Below are 16,381 nucleotides of genomic sequence, written 5' to 3' on the forward strand. Positions count from 1 at the left end.
GGCGGCGGGCGGCGCGAGCGCAGCGGCGCGCGGGGCTCAGGACAGCTCGAGGCCCGGGTAGAGCGGGAACTTGTCGAGCATCTCGGCGGAGGCGGCCTTCGTGCGGTCCGCGACGCCGTCCTCGGTGACGTAGGTGGCCTTCGATGGGCCGCCGGCCTTGGTGGTGCCGGGCTGCGTGCTGCTGAGCACGTCGACGACGAGCTCGGCGACGCGGTCGAACTCGTCGTGGCCGAACCCGCGGGTGGTCAGCGCGGGCGTGCCGAACCGGATGCCGGAGGTGTACCAGGCGCCGTTGGGGTCGCCGGGCACCGAGTTGCGGTTCGTCACGACGCCGGCGTCGAGCAGCGCCGACTCGGCCTGGCGGCCGGTGAGCCCGAAGCCCGTGACGTCGAGCAGCACGAGGTGGTTGTCGGTGCCGCCCGTGACGAGCTTCGCGCCGCGGCTCAGGAAGCCCTCGGCGAGGGACTGCGCGTTGTCGGCCACCTGCTGGGCGTAGGTGGCGAACTCGGGGCGACGCGCCTCGGCCAGCGCCACGGCCTTGGCGGCCATCACGTGCGACAGCGGGCCGCCGAGCACCATCGGGCAGCCGCGGTCGACGCTCGGGGCGTACTCCTCCGTGGCCAGCACCATGCCGCCGCGGGGGCCGCGCAGCGACTTGTGGGTCGTGGTGGTCACGACGTGGGCGTGGGGCACGGGGTTCTCGTCGCCCGTGAACACCTTGCCGGCGACGAGACCGGCGAAGTGCGCCATGTCGACCATGAGGGTGGCGCCGACCTCGTCGGCGATCTCGCGCATCTTCGCGAAGTTCACGCGCCGCGGGTACGCCGAGTAGCCGGCGACGAGCACGAGCGGCTTGAACTCCTTGGCGCGGGCGCGGACCACGTCGTAGTCGAGCAGGCCCGTCTCCGGGTCGGTGCCGTACTGCTGCTGGTGGAACATCTTGCCGGAGATGTTCGGCCGGAAGCCGTGCGTGAGGTGACCACCGGCGTCCAGGCTCATGCCGAGCAGGCGCTGGTTGCCCAGCTCGTTGCGCAGGCGCTCCCAGTCGGCCTCGGTGAGGTCGTTGACGTTCTTCGCGCCGGCCTTCTCGAGCCACGGGCCCTCGACGCGGTGGGCGAGGATCGACCAGAAGGCGACGAGGTTGGCGTCGATGCCGGAGTGCGGCTGCGCGTAGGCGTACTCGGCGCCGAACAGCTCCCGGGCGTGCTCGGCCGCGAGGGACTCGACGGTGTCGACGTTCTGGCAGCCGGCGTAGAAGCGGTGACCGACCGTGCCCTCGGCGTACTTGTCGCTCAGCCAGGTGCCCATCGTGAGCAGGACGGCGGGCGACGCGTAGTTCTCGGAGGCGATGAGCTTGAGCGAGCCGCGCTGGTCGGCGAGCTCGGCGCGGGTCGCGTCCGCGATGCGGGGCTCCACCGAGGCGATGACCTCGAGAGCCTGGGAGTACGCACTGCTGATGAGGGCATCGGTCATGGACGCCAATGTAGTGAGGCCGCGCCGCAGCCGTCGATTTCGCGTCGTACGACGGACGCCCCGCTGTGACCTGCGCCTCAGGGGCGGCCGATCCGCCCTGGTGGAGCGGGGGTCTGTTCATATCGTGGACGCCGTTCTCACATCATGAGATTCGCGCTTGTGGGACGACGTCCGCCAGTTGAGACTCCTGTCCATGGTCACTGCTGCGACGCACGCGTACCTCGTGGTTCGACGCCACGTGGACCTCATGCGCACGCGCAGCATGATGTGTTGGCCGTCCTGACGTCCCCATCCGTCGGCCCCGCCGACGACGCACCGACCCGACCAACGTCGAGGTCGCAGGACATGGCGATCGACCGTCCCCCGACGGTGACCTGACCCCTGCGATCCCGCATCCCGCGAAGGATCCTGGCTGTGAGCACCCCGGCAACCCCCGCCCAGCGCCGCCCCGCCGCCCCCCGCCGCAAGCGCGGTGAGGGCCAGTGGGCGCTCGGCTACACGGAGCCGCTCAACAAGAACGAGCAGTCCAAGAAGGACGACAACCCGCTCAACGTGCGGGCGCGCATCATCAACATCTACTCCAAGCGCGGCTTCGACTCGATCGACCCGGCCGACCTGCGCGGCCGCTTCCGCTGGATGGGTCTCTACACCCAGCGCGCCCCGGGCTTCGACGGCGGCAAGACCGCCACGCTCGAGGAGGAGGAGCTCGACGACCGCTACTTCATGATGCGCGTGCGCTCCGACGGTGCGCTGCTCACCGCCGACGCCCTGCGGGCGCTCGGCCGGGTGGGCACCGAGTTCGCCCGGGACACCGCGGACATCACCGACCGCGAGAACATCCAGTACCACTGGATCCGCATCGAGGACGTCCCCACGATCTGGGAGATCCTCGACGAGGCCGGCCTCGACACGACCGAGGCGTGCGGCGACTCCCCGCGCCCCTTCCTCGGCTCCCCCGTCGCGGGCGTCGCCGCCGACGAGATCATCGACGGCACGTCGGCGCTGGAGGAGATCAAGCGGCGCTACATCGGCGACCCCGAGTTCTCGAACTTCCCCCGCAAGTTCAAGACGGCCCTGACCGGCCACCCCAGCCACGACACGTGCCCCGAGACCAACGACGTCTCGTTCGTCGGCACCGTCCACCCCGAGCACGGCCCCGGGTTCGACCTCTGGGTCGGCGGCGGGCTCTCCACCAACCCGATGTTCGCGCACAAGCTCGGTGTCTGGGTCGCGCTCGAGGACGTCCCCGACGTGTGGGCCGGCGTCGCGGGGATCTTCCGCGACTACGGCTACCGCCGGCTGCGCTCCAAGGCGCGCCTGAAGTACCTGCTCGCCGACTGGGGCCCGGAGAAGTTCCGCGAGGTGCTCGAGACGGAGTACCTGCACCGCGCGCTCGTCGACTGCCCCTCGCCCGAGGCGCCGGTGCGCCAGAGCGACCACATCGGCGTGCACGAGCAGAAGGACGGCAACTTCTACGTGGGGCTCGCCCCGACGGTCGGCCGCATCTCCGGCACGGTGCTGACGGCGCTCGGCGACGTCGTCGAGGCGCACGGCGCGTCGGGGGCCCGGCTCACGGCGTACCAGAAGGTGGTCGTGCTCGGCGTCGCGCCCGAGCAGGTCGAGTCCCTGGTCGCGGCCGCGGAGGCCATCGGGCTCAGCGCGCGGCCGTCGAACTGGCGGCGCAACACGATGGCCTGCACGGGCATCGAGTACTGCAAGCTCGCGATCGTCGACACGAAGGACCGCAGCCGCGACCTCATCGCCTCGCTCGAGCAGCGGGTGCCCGACCTCGACGTGCCGATCACGGTCAACGTCAACGGGTGCCCCAACGCCTGCGCCCGCACCCAGGTCGCCGACTTCGGCCTCAAGGGCCAGCTCGTCATGGACGAGGACGGCCGGCAGGTCGAGGGCTTCCAGGTGCACCTGGGCGGGGCCACCGGCCTCAACGCGAACTTCGGGCGCAAGCTGCGGGCCCACAAGGTCACCAGCGCCGGCCTCGACGACTACATCACGGCCGTCGTCCGGAGCTACCTCGGCGACCGCGCCGAGGGCGAGAGCTTCGCCGACTGGGTCGTGCGCGCCGACGAGGCGCTGCTGCGCGGGGAGCCGGCCCGGGAGCCGGAGGTGGCCGGTGTCTGAGCGAGCCGCGCCCTACCACTGCCCCTACTGCGCGGAGGAGGACCTCCGACCGCACGAGACGACCGACCCCGCGACCGGTGAGGTGTCCTCCCCCGCCGGCGCATGGGAATGCCGCAGCTGCCTGCGCGCCTTCTCGTTGCGGATGATCGGGCGCCTGCCGCGCCCGGCCGGGATCACGAAGGGAGCATCCGCATGATCGCCACCCAGGTCGCCCGCGCGAACCGCGGGAGCCAGACCGAGGGACGCTCGTCGGAGGAGCTCCGCGAGATCGTCCAGCACGTCGGCGCAGAGCTCGAGCTCGCCCCGGCCGAGAACATCATCGAGTGGGCGTTCGCGACGTTCGGCGAGCGCTTCTGCCTCACCTCCTCGATGGGCGACGCCGTCCTGGCCCACCTCGCGGCCAAGGTCGCGCCGGGCATCGACGTCGTGTTCCTCGACACCGGCTACCACTTCGCGGAGACCATCGGCACCCGCGACGCGGTCGCGGCGACGATGGACGTCAACGTCATCACGATCGGCCCCACGCGCACCGTCGCCGAGCAGGACGCGGAGCACGGGCCGGAGCTCTACAAGCGCGACCCCGACCTGTGCTGCGCCCTGCGCAAGGTGGAGCCCCTGCGCTCGTCGCTGGACGGGTACGACGCGTGGGCCACGGGCCTGCGTCGCGCCGAGACGAGCAACCGCGTCATCGCCCCCGTCGTGGGGTGGGACGCCAAGAAGAAGAAGGTGAAGGTCTCCCCGATCGCGCGCTGGAGCGACGACGACGTCGAGCGCTACATCGAGGAGAACGGTGTGCTGGTGAACCCGCTGGCCTACGACGGCTACCCGTCCATCGGGTGCTGGCCGTGCACCCGACGGGTGGCCCCCGGCGACGACCCCCGGAGCGGTCGCTGGGCGGGCACCAACAAGACGGAGTGCGGCATCCACATGTGATGCCGGCCCACCGGCCGAGCACCCCACCGCGACCACCACGGCGCGCCCCCGGGCACGGAGCGCGCCCCACCCCGCACCACCCCGCCCCCGGCCACCCCGGCCGGACCTCAGGAAGGAGGCCGTCATGGCCGCTCCTGCACTCATCGCCCTCGCCCACGGCAGCCGCGATCCCCGCTCCGCCGCCACCGTCCGCGCCCTCGTCGCCGAGGTGCGCGCGCAGCGCCCCGACCTCACCGTCGAGCCCGCGTTCCTGGAGCTCGCCCGTCCGGGCTTCCAGGACGTCGTCGACGACTTGGTGCGCGCGGGTCACGACGAGATCGTCGTCGTCCCCCTGCTCCTCTCCGACGCCTACCACGCGAAGGTCGACGTCCCCGCCGCGATCGCGGAGGCGTCCGCACGTCACGAGGGCCTGGGCATCCGCGCGTCGGCCATCCTCGGCCTTGAGGCCGCGTTCCTGCAGGTGCTCGACGAGCGTCTGCGCGCCGCCCTGCGCTCGGCGCGGGTGCGCGAGCTCGACGCCCTCGTGCTCGCGGCCGCCGGGTCCAGCGACGCGCTCGCCAACCAGGCGGTGGCCCGCCTGGCTCGCGTGTGGGGCGCCCGCCACAAGCTGCCGGTCAGCGCGGCGTTCGCCTCGACCGCTCCCCCGGCGACCGGCGAGGCCGTGCGGGCGTTCCGCGGCGAGGGCCGCCGCCACATCGCGGTCGCCTCGTTGTTCCTCGCGCCCGGGATGCTGCCGGACCGCGCGGCCGAGCTGGCCCTGGAGGCCGGCGCCGTCGCCGTCTCCGAGCCGCTCGGCGCCCACCCCGAGGTCGCCCGCGTCGTGCTGGCGCGCTACGCGGTCGGCGCCGTGGAGCTCGTGCCCGTCTGAGCGGTCCGAGCCCTCACACCAGGAGGTCCCGCAGCCGGGCGAGCTCGGCCGCGGGATCGGTGGTGAGGCCGCCGTGCACGGGTCCCGGCTGCACGACCGTGCTGCGCGGCGCCTTGAGGAACCCGAAGCGCACACCGATCGGGTGCGTCGCCGCCGATCCCGCCCGCTCGTCGGCCGCGCAGACCCCGTCGACGAAGTCGAGCGCCCGGCACAGGGTGGCGAGGTCGAGGGCGGGGAACGCCGCGGCGAGACGCTGCTCGTCGACGCGCCACGCCACCGCCAGGAACCGGCTGGCCTCGCAGTAGAGCACCACGCCGACGTTGAGGAACTCCTCGCGGTCCACGCGCGGCACGCAGCGGAGCACGACGTACTGGTACGGCGACCGTTCCCCGCTCACGCGCCACCTCCCGGCAGCCAGGCGCGGGAGTCCAGGCGGGCGGTGAGGAAGCGGACGTACGCCGCGCGCAGCTCCTCGGGCGTCGCGGCGCCCGGCACGGGCTCGAGCCACTCGTCCGGCACCTCGGCCACCACCTCGGTGAGGACGTCGGGGGTGAGCAGGGCGCGGCCGTCGGCGTCCACCGCGGCGAGGTCGCCGGTGCGGTCGGCGAACACGTGGTCGCTGGCGTCCCAGCGCTGGGCCGCGAAGCGCGCGGGGTCGGTGACGCCGCCGCTCCAGGCGTGGTGGAAGTAGAGCGAGGCGCCGTGGTCGATCGCCCAGGTGCGGCCGTGCCACCGCAGGAGGTTGGGGTTGCGCCACGACCGGTCGACGTTGGCCGTGAGGGCGTCGAGCCACAGGATGCGGGGGGCGACCTCCGTGTCCTCCTCGACCGAGCGGTCGAACCCGAAGGCCCCGGGCAGGAAGTCGACGCCGAGGTTGACCCCGACGCTGGCCCGCAGCAGGTCCTGCACCTCCTCGTCGGCCTCGTAGCGGGCGAGGTCGGCGTGCAGCTCGAGGGCGACGAGCCGCGGCGTCGGGATGTCGAGGCGGCGGGCCAGGCCGCTCACCACGACCTCGGCGACGAGGACCCGCAGGCCCTGGCCGGCGCCGCGGAACTTGCACACGTAGGTGCCGAGGTCGTCGGCCTCCACGAGGCCGGGCAGGCTCCCGCCCTCCCGCAGGGGCGCGACGTACCGCGTGACGTGCTGGAGGGGGATCACGACAGCGGGTCCTCCTCGACCAGCCGGCGACGCTGCTCGGCGGGGTCGAACGACGCGGTGGGCCACTGCAGGTCGAGCGCCCGCAGCTCGGCGAGCAGGAGGTGGGCGACGGCCAGGTTGCGGTACCACTTCGACTCCGCCGGTACGACGTACCACGGCGTCCCGGGCCGGTGCGTCTCGGCGATCGCCCGCTCGTAGGCCGCCTGGTAGTCGGCCCACAGGGCCCGGTCGTCGATGTCGGCGGGGCTGAACTTCCAGTGCTTGGCTGGCTCGTCGAGGCGGGCGAGCAACCGGTCGCGCTGCTCCTCGGGGGAGATGTGCAGCATGACCTTGACGATGCGGACGCCGTCGGCGACCAGGTCGGCCTCGAAGTCGCGGATGGCCGCGTAGCGCCGGTCCACCTCCTCGGCGGGCACCAGCGAGCGGACCCGGGCGATGAGCACGTCCTCGTAGTGGGACCGGTCGAACACGCCGATGCGGCCCGGCGTGGGCAGCTGCGAGTGCACCCGCCAGAGGAAGTCGTGCTCCAGCTCCTCGGGGGTCGGGGTGCCGAAGGAGGCGATGGCCACGCCCTGCGGGTCGAGCGACCCGATCACCTTGCGCACCGTGCCGCCCTTGCCGGAGGTGTCCATCCCCTGCAGCACGAGCAGCACCCGTCGGGCGTCGGGCCGGGTGCGTCCCTCCGCGAAGAGACGCTCCTGCAGGTCCGTGAGCTCGGCGACGACCGCCGACAGCTCGTCCTTGCCCGCGGCCTTGCCGCCGTCGAAGCCGGGCGTCGCGCCCGGGTCGATGTCCGCCAGGGAGAAGGCGCCGTCGGGTGCGCGCAGCAGCGAGATGTCCACCGCGCCACTATGGCACCCGCCCGGTGCGCCCGCTCGGCTCAGTCGTCGCCCAGGTCGTGGTCGAGGTCGTCGACCTCGCGGCCCTGGCGGCGCAGCTCGTCGCTGACGACCGCGTACGCCGTGCCCGGGCTGTACCCCTTCCGGGCGAGCATCCCGACGAGGCGGCGGGTGGCCACCGGAGCCTCCACGCCGGAGAGCGAGCGCAGCCGCTTGCGCACGAGCGCCCGCGCGGTCGCCGTCTCGTCGTCGGGCTCGATCTCGTCGAGGGCCTCGCGGGCCACCTCGTCGTCGACCCCCTTGCGCCGCAGCTCCTGCGCAAGTGCCCGACGCGCCAGGCCCTTGGCCGAGCGCCGGCCGTCCACCCACGTGCGTGCGAAGGCGGCGTCGTCGACGAGGCCGACCTCCTCGAACCGGTCGAGCAGGCGGCTCGCCACGTCGGCCGGCACGTCGCGTGCGGCCAGCTTGTCGGCGAGCTCCTTTCGGCTGCGCGCCCGCCCCGTCAGCTGGTCGAGCAGGATCGTGCGGGCCACCTGCTCGACGTCGGCGTCGGGACCCTCCGCCACCGGGTCGGGCGGCGGAGGGGCGTCGAGCAGCGCGCGCAGCTCGGCGGGATCAGAAGTCATCGACGCCGATCGGCTCCGCCGGCTGGTCGACCTGCGGACCCACGCCCAGCTTCTCGAGGATCTTCTTCTCCAGCTCGTCGGCCAGGTCGGGGTTGTCGCGCAGGAAGTTGCGCGCGTTCTCCTTGCCCTGGCCCAGCTGGTCGCCGTCGTACGTGTACCAGGCGCCCGCCTTGCGGACGAGGCCCGACTCGACGCCGACGTCGATGAGGCCGCCCTCGCGGCTGATGCCCTTGCCGTACATGATGTCGAACTCCGCCTGCTTGAACGGCGGGGCGACCTTGTTCTTCACGACCTTCACGCGGGTGCGGTTGCCGACCGAGTCGGTGCCGTCCTTCAGCGTCTCGATGCGCCGCACGTCGAGGCGGACCGAGGAGTAGAACTTCAGCGCCCGGCCACCCGTGGTCGTCTCGGGCGAGCCGAACATGACGCCGATCTTCTCGCGCAGCTGGTTGATGAAGATCGCCGTGGTGCCGGCACCGTTGAGCGCACCGGTCATCTTGCGGAGCGCCTGGCTCATGAGGCGGGCCTGGAGACCGACGTGGCTGTCACCCATCTCGCCCTCGATCTCGGCGCGCGGCACGAGCGCCGCGACGGAGTCGATGACGATGAGCGAGAGCGCGCCGGAGCGCACCAGCATGTCGGCGATCTCGAGCGCCTGCTCACCCGAGTCGGGCTGCGAGACGAGGAGCGCGTCGGTGTCGACGCCCAGCGCCTTCGCGTAGTCGGGGTCGAGCGCGTGCTCCGCGTCGATGAACGCCACGATGCCGCCGGCGCGCTGGGCGCTGGCGACCGCGTGGAGGGCGACGGTCGTCTTTCCGGAGGACTCCGGGCCGTAGATCTCGACGACGCGGCCGCGCGGCAGGCCGCCGAGGCCGAGCGCCACGTCGAGGGCGATCGAGCCCGTCGGGATGACCTCCAGGGGAGCCCGGGTGTCGTCGCCCAGACGCATCACCGAGCCCTTGCCGAACTGCTTCTCGATGCTCGCGAGCGCCGTGTCGAGCGCCTTGCCGCGGTCTGCACCAGCCATGGTGTCCATCCCCTCCGAGCTCGTGGCCCGAGTCCAGCGGCAGCGTGCGCTGCCTGTGTCGTTCGCGTGAGCACGACGCTAGGACGAGCCACCGACAACGACGGTCAGCCGCCGGCGCCTGGGGACATCTCGACCCGATCTTGTGCCTGTGTGGGAAAAGCGTAGACGAACAGGTGTTCGATGTCAGGCAGGACCCGTGCGCGGCGTGTCGGCGCGTCCCGCCCCGGTCCCCGCCGGGGCGCCGCGCGGTCCCGGGCCCCTGCTCAACGCTCGGAGTCGGGCAGCTCCAGCGTGCGGTGGACCACCGCCCACACGTCCCGCGGGTCCTCCCCGGCGTCGAGCGCCTCGACCACCGTGCGGTTGCCCAGCGCGGGGTGCACCTGCGTCTGGGCCCACGACCGCGCGAGGCGCGGACCCACCGCGACCTCCAGGCGCGCCCAGAACTCGGTGAGCCTCACGCGCCCTCCCCCGGGGTCGCGGCGGCCGGCGGTCCCGCGGGGGTGCGCACCGTCGTACGGGCGGGGGCGGGGAGGGCGTCGCGCACCGGGGCGCCGACGTCGTGGAGGTGGTGGACGACGTCGTGCAGGTGGTACTGCCCCAGCGTCACCAGCGAGAAGGCGGAGCCGTTGCTGCGCAGCCCCGTGCGGGCGAGGTCGTCGGGCCCCACCCGGGCGTAGCGCCGGGCCACGCGCTCGGCCGCGTCGGCCAGCTCGTCGGCCACGACCGCCGGGTCCTGCTCGTGGTAGCGCCCCTCGACGGCCGCCGCGTCCTGGTCCCAGTTCGCGAACCGCGCCGGGCCCGGGTGCGTCTCGAGCACCAGCGCCAGGCGCTCGTCGAAGACGCGGTGCACGTCGCGGACGTGCGCGCCGTACTCCAGCGGGGACCACGTGCCTGGACGGGGTCGCTCGGCGGCGCCCGGGAGGGCCAGGACGCGGTGCCACGCCTCGGTCGTGACGGCCAGCAGCGGCGGCAGGTCCTCGACGTCGAGGGCTGCACTCGCCGTGCCGCACTCCGGGCACGGGCGGTCCAGGACCCACGTCCAGTCCTTGACGTCCGGGGCCGGGGCCTCCCACGAGCTGCTCACCCCCGCATCCTCTCAAGGCCGGCCTGCGCGACAATGGGCGGATGGCCGAGTACGCGACCCGCTCCGCGAACGAGCGCGACCTGCCCCGGATCGCCGCCATCTACAACCACGCCGTCGAGCACTCGCTCGCCACGTTCGACCTCGAGCCGCCCGACGCCGAGTACTGGCGCGCCCGCCTCGACGGCGAGCACCCCGGCGACCACCTGCTCGTCGCCGTCGACGAGCACGACCACGCGGTGGGCTACGCCTACTCCTGGTCCTTCCGTCCCCGCCCCGCCTACGCGCTGACGCGGGAGACGTCGATCTACCTCGACGGCTCGGTGCGCGGCCAGGGCGTCGGCCGGATGCTCTACCCGGCCCTGCTCCAGACCATGGCGATCTCCGGCGTGCACACCGCGATCGCCGCGGTCGCCCTGCCCAACCCCGCCAGCGAGCGGTTGCACGTCGCGTGCGGCTTCACCAAGGTCGGGGAGTTCAAGGAGGTCGGCAACAAGTTCGACCACTGGGTCGACATGGCGTTCTACCAGCGGATGCTCGTCAACATCCCGACGGGCGACGCGGTCCTCGACTGACCGGTAGTGTCCCCGGGCCGCGCGCCCGCCGGGTGTCGGTGGCGCCTGTCAGGATGTCGGGCATGGTCGGACCCACCTCGGCGCTGGAGCGCTTCAGCCCGGTGACGCAGGCGTGGTTCGCCGCCGCGTTCCCCGCGCCGACGCCCGCGCAGGAGGGCGCCTGGAACGCGATCGGCACGGGCCGCCACGCGCTCGTCGTCGCCCCGACCGGCTCCGGCAAGACGCTGTCGGCGTTCCTCTCGGCCATCGACCGGCTCTTCACCACCCCGCCACCGGAGGAGGCCGCACACCGCTGCCGGGTGCTCTACGTCTCCCCGCTCAAGGCGCTCGCCGTCGACGTCGAGCGCAACCTGCGCTCGCCCCTGGTGGGCATCCGGGCGACCGGCGAGCGCCTCGGCGTCGAGGTGCCACCGGTGCAGGTCGGGGTGCGCTCGGGCGACACGTCGGCGGCCGACCGCCGGCGCCTGGGCACCCGGCCGCCCGACATCCTCATCACGACGCCCGAGTCGCTGTTCCTCATGCTCACCTCGCAGGCCCGCGAGAGCCTGCGAGGCGTCGAGACCGTCATCGTCGACGAGGTGCACGCCGTCGCCGGAAGCAAGCGCGGGGCGCACCTGGCCGTCACCCTCGAGCGCCTCGACGCGCTCCTGCCCCAGCCCGCCCAGCGCATCGGGCTCTCCGCCACCGTCCGCCCGATCGAGGAGGTGGCGCGGTTCCTCGGCGGCGGTGCCCCCGTCGACGTCGTCGCGCCGCCCTCGGAGAAGGCGTGGGAGCTCGAGGTCGCCGTCCCGGTGGAGGACATGACCGCCCCGGGCGAGTACGACGAGACCGACCCCGACAGCGGCCGGGCGGCCTCGTCCATCTGGCCCCACGTGGAGAACCGCGTGCTCGACCTCGTCGAGGCCCACCGCTCCACCATCGTGTTCGCCAACTCCCGCCGGGTCGCCGAGCGCCTCACCGCCCGGCTCAACGAGCTCGCGGCCGAGCGGCACGAGGAGCGCGCGGCGGTCGAGGCGGGCGCCACCCCCCACGACGGGCACGACGACGAGCACGACGACCGGGTCGAGCACGACGACCGGGTCGACGCGCCGCCCGCACGCACCCGCTTCCCCGCCGAGGCCATCGCCCAGTCGGGCACCACGACCGGCGCGGCCCCGCTCGTGGCCCGCGCCCACCACGGCTCGGTCTCGAAGGAGCAGCGCGCGCTCATCGAGGACGACCTGAAGAGCGGGCGCCTGCCCGCGGTGGTGGCCACGAGCAGCCTCGAGCTGGGCATCGACATGGGCGCCGTCGACCTCGTCGTGCAGATCGGCTCGCCGCCCAGCGTCGCCAGCGCGCTGCAGCGCGTCGGGCGGGCCGGCCACCAGGTCGGCGAGGTCTCCCGCGGCGTGCTGTTCCCCCAGCACCGCGCCGACCTGGCCCCCACGGCCGTCGCCGTGGCCAGCATGCGCTCGGGGGCCATCGAGGCGCTGCGGGTCCCGGCGAACCCCCTCGACGTGCTGGCGCAGCAGGTGGTCGCCACCGTGGCGCTCGAGCCGGTCGACGTCGACGCGCTCTACGCGCTGGTGCGGCGGGCCGCGCCGTACGCGACCCTGCCGCGCAGCGCGTTCGACGCGACCCTCGACCTGCTGAGCGGGCGCTACCCCTCCGACGAGTTCGCCGAGCTGCGCCCCCGGGTCGTGTGGGACCGCGTGGCCGGCACGCTGACGGCCCGGCCCGGCGCGCAGCGGCTGGCCGTGACCAGCGGCGGCACCATCCCGGACCGCGGCCTGTTCGGCGTGTTCCTCGTGACCGGCGGCGCCGACGACAAGAGCGCCCGCGGCGGTCGGCGGGTGGGCGAGCTCGACGAGGAGATGGTCTACGAGTCGCGTGTCGGCGACGTCTTCGCGCTCGGGGCGACCAGCTGGCGCATCGAGGACATCACCCACGACCGCGTGCTCGTCACGCCCGCGCCGGGCGTGCCTGGCCGCCTGCCGTTCTGGAAGGGCGACTCCCCCGGTCGTCCGGCCGAGCTCGGTGCCGCGGTCGGCGCGCTGCACCGCGAGCTCGGGGCGCTGCCCCGCGCCGAGGCCGTGGCCCTCGTCCGCGAGCGCGGCCTCGACGCCAACGCCGCGCACAACCTGGTGGAGTACGTCGCGGAGCAGCGCGAGGCGACCAACGTGCTGCCCTCGGACCGCACGCTGCTGCTCGAGCGCTTCCGCGACGAGCTGGGCGACTGGCGGCTGGTGCTGCACTCGCCGTACGGCGTGCCCGTCCACGCGCCGTGGGCCCTGGCGGTCAACGCCCGCATCCGCGAGCGGACGGGTGTCGACGGGCAGGCGACGGCCTTCGACGACGGCATCGTCGTGCGCCTGCCCGACACCGGCGAGGACCCGCCGGGCGCCGAGGTGTTCGCGTTCGAGGCCGACGAGCTCACCGACCTGGTGACCACCGAGGTGGGCGGCTCCTCGCTCTTCGCGTCGCGGTTCCGCGAGGCGGCAGCCCGTGCGCTGCTGCTCCCCCGCCGCGACCCGGGCCGGCGCTCCCCCCTGTGGCAGCAGCGCCAGCGAGCCTCGCAGCTGCTGGAGGTCGCGTCGAAGTACCCGGCGTTCCCGGTCGTGCTCGAGACGGTCCGCGAGTGCCTCCAGGACGTCTACGACCTCCCCGGGCTGCTCGGCCTCCAGGCGCAGGTCGAGCGGCGCGAGGTGCAGCTCGTCGACGTCGAGACGCCGTCGCCGTCGCCGTTCGCCCGCACCCTGCTGTTCGGGTACGTCGCCCAGTTCCTCTACGAGGGCGACTCGCCGCTCGCGGAGCGGCGGGCCGCCGCTCTGTCCCTCGACCCCACGCTGCTGGCGGAGCTGCTGGGCCGCACCGAGCTGCGCGACCTGCTGGACCCCGAGGTGCTCGCCGAGGTCGAGGCCGAGCTGCAGCGCCTCGCGCCCGACCGGCGGGCGCGCGACGCCGAGGGCGTGGCCGACCTCCTGCGGCTCGTGGGCCCGCTGACGCCCGACGAGGTCGTCGCCCGCTCCACCGCCGACGCGGCGGAGACGGCCGCGTGGGTGGCCTCGCTCGTCGAGGCGCGCCGCGTCGTCACGGTCCGCGTCGCGGGCGAGGAGCGGCGCGCGGTCGTGGAGGACGTGGCGCGGCTGCGCGACGCCCTGGGCGTCCCCGTCCCGCCGGGGGTGCCGGAGGTGTTCGGCGAGCAGGTCGAGGACCCGCTCGGCGACCTCGTCGCCCGCTACGCGCGCAGCCACGGACCCTTCACCACCGCCGACGTGGCGGACCGGTTCGGTCTCGGGCCGGCCGTCGTCACCACCACCCTGGTGCGCCTGGGCGCGCAGGGCCGCGTCGTCGACGGCGAGTTCCGGCCCGGCGGCAGCGGCGGCGAGTGGTGCGACGCCGAGGTGCTGCGCCGCGTGCGCCGCCGATCCCTCGCCCGCCTGCGCCAGGAGGTCGAGCCCGTCGACCCCGGCGCGCTCGGGCGCTTCCTGCCCGCCTGGCAGCAGGTGGCCGAGGCGGAGCAGCCGCAGCCCGACGGCTCCCGGCCGATGCCGCGGCAGCCGTCGCGCCGGGGCGGGCTCCACGGCGTCGACGGGGTCCTCACCGCCGTCGACCAGCTCGCTGGGTGCGCCGTTCCCGCCTCGGCGTGGGAGACGCTCGTGCTGCCCGCCCGCGTGCGCGACTACGTGCCGGCGTACCTCGACGAGCTCACCGCGAGCGGCGAGGTGATCTGGGCCGGTCACGGCGCGCTCCCGGGCGCCGACGGGTGGGTCTCGCTGCACCTGGCCGACAGCGCCGAGCTGACGGTGCCGCTGCCCGCGCCGTACGACGCGTCCGAGCTGCACGACCGGGTGCTCGAGGCGCTGCAGCCCGGCGGGGCGTACTTCTTCCGGCAGCTCGGCCAGGCTGCGGGCACCCTCGACGACGGCGCGCTGGCGGCCGCGCTGTGGGACCTCGTCTGGGCGGGGCGGGTCACCAACGACACCTTCTCCCCCGTGCGCGACCGCGTCGGCGGCTCCGGCGCGCACCGCTCCCGACGACCGGCGCCGCGCGCCCGCGGCGTCGGGGTGCGCGGCCGGGGGCCGCTGGGCGGCGGCACCGCCCGCCCCCACCCCACGCCCCGATCCGGTGGCGTGCCCGTGGGCACGTCGGGGCGCTGGTCGCTCGTGCCGGAGGCGGACGACGACGCCACCCGGCGCGGCCACGCCGCCGCCGAGCTCCTGCTTGCCCGTCACGGGGTCGTGACCCGCGGCGCGGCGGTGAGCGAGCGGCTGCCGGGCGGGTTCGCCGCCGTCTACAAGGTGCTGTCGGCGTTCGAGGAGTCCGGCCGGTGCCGGCGGGGCTACTTCATCGGCAGCCTCGGCGCGGCGCAGTTCGGCACGACGGGCGCCGTGGACCGGTTGCGCACGTTCGCCGAGCCCGCCGGCGGGGTCGACGGGTCCTCCACGCCACCGGCCACCCACGTGCTGGCCGCGACGGACCCGGCGAACCCCTTCGGCGCCGCGCTGGCCTGGCCCGACCGCCCGGCGAGCGAGGCCGCGACCGACGGCGAGGGCCGCGCCAGCGGACACCGGCCCGGGCGCAAGGCCGGCGCGGTCGTCGTGCTCGTCGACGGCGAGCTGGTGCTGTACGTCGAGCGCGGCGGTCGCACCCTGCTGACGTTCACCGACGACCCCGGCACCCTCACCCGCGCCGCCCACGGCCTGGCCGGCACGGTGCGCCGCGGCGGCCTCGGGCGCCTGACCGTGGAGCAGGCCGACGGCAGCCAGCTGCTCGGTGCCCCGGACACGCCGCTGCGCCAGGCGCTCGCCGCCGCCGGGTTCACGACGACGCCGAAGGGGCTGCACCTCCGTGCCCGAGGGTGACACCGTCTACCGCGCCGCCCGGGGGCTCGACCGCGCCCTGGCCGGGCGGGTGCTCGACGTCGTCGACCTGCGGGTGCCGCGCCTCGCGACGGTCGACCTCGCCGGCTCCCGGCACGTCGCCACCGTCCCGCGCGGCAAGCACCTGCTCACCCGGCTCCAGCACGAGACCGGCGACTGGACCCTCCACACCCACCTCAAGATGGAGGGCGTCTGGCACACCTACACCGCCGGGCAGCGCTGGCGGCGCCCCGCGCACGAGGCCCGCGTCGTGCTGCGCAGCGGCGACGTCAGCGCCGTCGGCTTCGCGCTCGGCGTGGTCGACCTGCTGCTGACGGCCCACGAGGACGAGGCCGTCGGGCACCTCGGCCCGGACCTGCTGGGGCCGGACTGGGACGCCGCCGAGGCGACCCGGCGGCTGCTCGCCGACCCGGGGCGTCCGGTCGTCGAGGCCCTGCTCGAGCAGCGCTCGCTCGCCGGGGTGGGCAACGTGTTCGCCAACGAGCTGTGCTTCGTGGCCGGCGTGCACCCGGCGACGCCCGTGGGGGTGGTGACCCGGCCCGAGCGGCTGGTGCAGCGGGCCCACCAGATGCTCGTGCTCAACAAGGACCGGGTGGTGCGGTGCACGACCGGGGACACGCGGCCGGGCCGCGAGCTGTGGGTGTACGGGCGCGCCCGCAAGCCGTGCCGCCGCTGCGGCACGCCGATCGTGCGCCACCTCCGCACCGACGACGAGCACCCCGACCGGGGCGAGCGCACGACGTACTGGTGCCCCCACTGCCAGCCGGAGGGGTGAACGAGGGTGGACGACACCGCCCGCC

The 16,381-nt window shown here is 74.5% G+C and carries 14 protein-coding genes; 6 read left to right on the top strand and 8 right to left on the bottom strand.

What is annotated here, in order from left to right:
• Nucleotides 1–36: 36 nt before the first annotated feature.
• A complete protein-coding gene (locus ACOACO_RS12765; protein WP_420296646.1) occupies nucleotides 37–1,473 on the bottom strand; it encodes a glycine hydroxymethyltransferase in 1,437 nt (478 codons plus the stop codon).
• 414 nt (nucleotides 1,474–1,887) lie between these two features.
• Here ACOACO_RS12765 and ACOACO_RS12770 point away from each other — a divergent pair, with 414 nt between their 5' ends.
• The 3 genes from ACOACO_RS12770 to ACOACO_RS12780 all read left to right on the top strand — a co-directional run bounded on the left by ACOACO_RS12770 (nucleotide 1,888) and on the right by ACOACO_RS12780 (nucleotide 5,413).
• Nucleotides 1,888–3,612 (top strand): nitrite/sulfite reductase, encoded by a 1,725-nt coding sequence (locus ACOACO_RS12770; RefSeq protein ID WP_420296647.1) that lies wholly within the window; start codon nucleotides 1,888–1,890, stop codon nucleotides 3,610–3,612.
• 192 nt (nucleotides 3,613–3,804) lie between these two features.
• Nucleotides 3,805–4,545, top strand: coding sequence for a phosphoadenylyl-sulfate reductase (locus ACOACO_RS12775; protein ID WP_420296648.1), 741 nt, complete (start codon nucleotides 3,805–3,807; stop codon nucleotides 4,543–4,545).
• Between the two features lie 124 nt (nucleotides 4,546–4,669).
• Entirely contained in the window at nucleotides 4,670–5,413 is a 744-nt protein-coding gene (locus ACOACO_RS12780; protein ID WP_420296649.1) for a sirohydrochlorin chelatase, read from the top strand.
• Between the two features lie 13 nt (nucleotides 5,414–5,426).
• Here ACOACO_RS12780 and ACOACO_RS12785 read toward each other — a convergent pair whose 3' ends face one another.
• From ACOACO_RS12785 to ACOACO_RS12815, 7 genes are all read right to left on the bottom strand, one after another.
• Nucleotides 5,427–5,810: a DUF3037 domain-containing protein gene (locus ACOACO_RS12785; protein WP_420296650.1), complete on the bottom strand. Its 384-nt coding sequence runs from the start codon at nucleotides 5,808–5,810 to the stop codon at nucleotides 5,427–5,429.
• A complete protein-coding gene (locus tag ACOACO_RS12790) occupies nucleotides 5,807–6,571 on the bottom strand; it encodes a HipA family kinase (protein ID WP_420296651.1) in 765 nt (254 codons plus the stop codon). Before ACOACO_RS12790 ends, ACOACO_RS12785 begins: the two co-directional genes overlap by 4 nt.
• Nucleotides 6,568–7,413: a PPK2 family polyphosphate kinase gene (locus tag ACOACO_RS12795; protein WP_420296652.1), complete on the bottom strand. Its 846-nt coding sequence runs from the start codon at nucleotides 7,411–7,413 to the stop codon at nucleotides 6,568–6,570. The genes ACOACO_RS12790 and ACOACO_RS12795 overlap by 4 nt, the downstream gene beginning before the upstream one ends.
• Nucleotides 7,414–7,451: 38 nt before the next feature.
• Complete coding sequence (locus tag ACOACO_RS12800; protein ID WP_420296653.1) at nucleotides 7,452–8,036, bottom strand: regulatory protein RecX; 585 nt, start codon at nucleotides 8,034–8,036, stop codon at nucleotides 7,452–7,454.
• The gene (gene recA / locus ACOACO_RS12805; protein WP_420296654.1) at nucleotides 8,026–9,072 is read right to left on the bottom strand and encodes a recombinase RecA; all 1,047 of its coding nucleotides are present in this window, start codon (nucleotides 9,070–9,072) and stop codon (nucleotides 8,026–8,028) included. The genes ACOACO_RS12800 and recA overlap by 11 nt, the downstream gene beginning before the upstream one ends.
• A gap of 254 nt (nucleotides 9,073–9,326) precedes the next feature.
• Nucleotides 9,327–9,521, bottom strand: a complete 195-nt coding sequence (locus tag ACOACO_RS12810; protein WP_420296655.1) for a DUF3046 domain-containing protein — start codon at nucleotides 9,519–9,521, stop codon at nucleotides 9,327–9,329.
• Nucleotides 9,518–10,147 (bottom strand): DinB family protein, encoded by a 630-nt coding sequence (locus tag ACOACO_RS12815; RefSeq protein ID WP_420296656.1) that lies wholly within the window; start codon nucleotides 10,145–10,147, stop codon nucleotides 9,518–9,520. The genes ACOACO_RS12810 and ACOACO_RS12815 overlap by 4 nt, the downstream gene beginning before the upstream one ends.
• 41 nt (nucleotides 10,148–10,188) lie before the next feature.
• On the opposite strand from ACOACO_RS12815, the gene ACOACO_RS12820 reads away from it, so the two are divergent.
• The 3 genes from ACOACO_RS12820 to ACOACO_RS12830 all read left to right on the top strand — a co-directional run bounded on the left by ACOACO_RS12820 (nucleotide 10,189) and on the right by ACOACO_RS12830 (nucleotide 16,356).
• The gene (locus tag ACOACO_RS12820; RefSeq protein ID WP_420296657.1) at nucleotides 10,189–10,719 is read left to right on the top strand and encodes a GNAT family N-acetyltransferase; all 531 of its coding nucleotides are present in this window, start codon (nucleotides 10,189–10,191) and stop codon (nucleotides 10,717–10,719) included.
• Between the two features lie 62 nt (nucleotides 10,720–10,781).
• Nucleotides 10,782–15,563, top strand: coding sequence for an ATP-dependent helicase (locus ACOACO_RS12825; protein ID WP_420296658.1), 4,782 nt, complete (start codon nucleotides 10,782–10,784; stop codon nucleotides 15,561–15,563).
• Nucleotides 15,550–16,356 (top strand): DNA-formamidopyrimidine glycosylase family protein, encoded by an 807-nt coding sequence (locus ACOACO_RS12830; RefSeq protein WP_420296659.1) that lies wholly within the window; start codon nucleotides 15,550–15,552, stop codon nucleotides 16,354–16,356. The genes ACOACO_RS12825 and ACOACO_RS12830 overlap by 14 nt, the downstream gene beginning before the upstream one ends.
• The last annotated feature ends 25 nt before the right edge of the window (nucleotides 16,357–16,381 follow it).

Source organism: Nocardioides sp. CPCC 205120 (assembly GCF_048654585.1).
Lineage (GTDB): Bacteria > Actinomycetota > Actinomycetes > Propionibacteriales > Nocardioidaceae > Nocardioides.

Coding starts and splice junctions, on each gene's coding strand:
- ACOACO_RS12765 (WP_420296646.1), bottom strand. CDS start 1,473: ATGACCGATGCCCTCATCAGCAGTGCGTACTCCCAGGCTCTCGAGGTC.
- ACOACO_RS12775 (WP_420296648.1), top strand. CDS start 3,805: ATGATCGCCACCCAGGTCGCCCGCGCGAACCGCGGGAGCCAGACCGAG.
- ACOACO_RS12780 (WP_420296649.1), top strand. CDS start 4,670: ATGGCCGCTCCTGCACTCATCGCCCTCGCCCACGGCAGCCGCGATCCC.
- ACOACO_RS12800 (WP_420296653.1), bottom strand. CDS start 8,036: ATGACTTCTGATCCCGCCGAGCTGCGCGCGCTGCTCGACGCCCCTCCG.
- recA (WP_420296654.1), bottom strand. CDS start 9,072: ATGGACACCATGGCTGGTGCAGACCGCGGCAAGGCGCTCGACACGGCG.
- ACOACO_RS12820 (WP_420296657.1), top strand. CDS start 10,189: ATGGCCGAGTACGCGACCCGCTCCGCGAACGAGCGCGACCTGCCCCGG.
- ACOACO_RS12825 (WP_420296658.1), top strand. CDS start 10,782: ATGGTCGGACCCACCTCGGCGCTGGAGCGCTTCAGCCCGGTGACGCAG.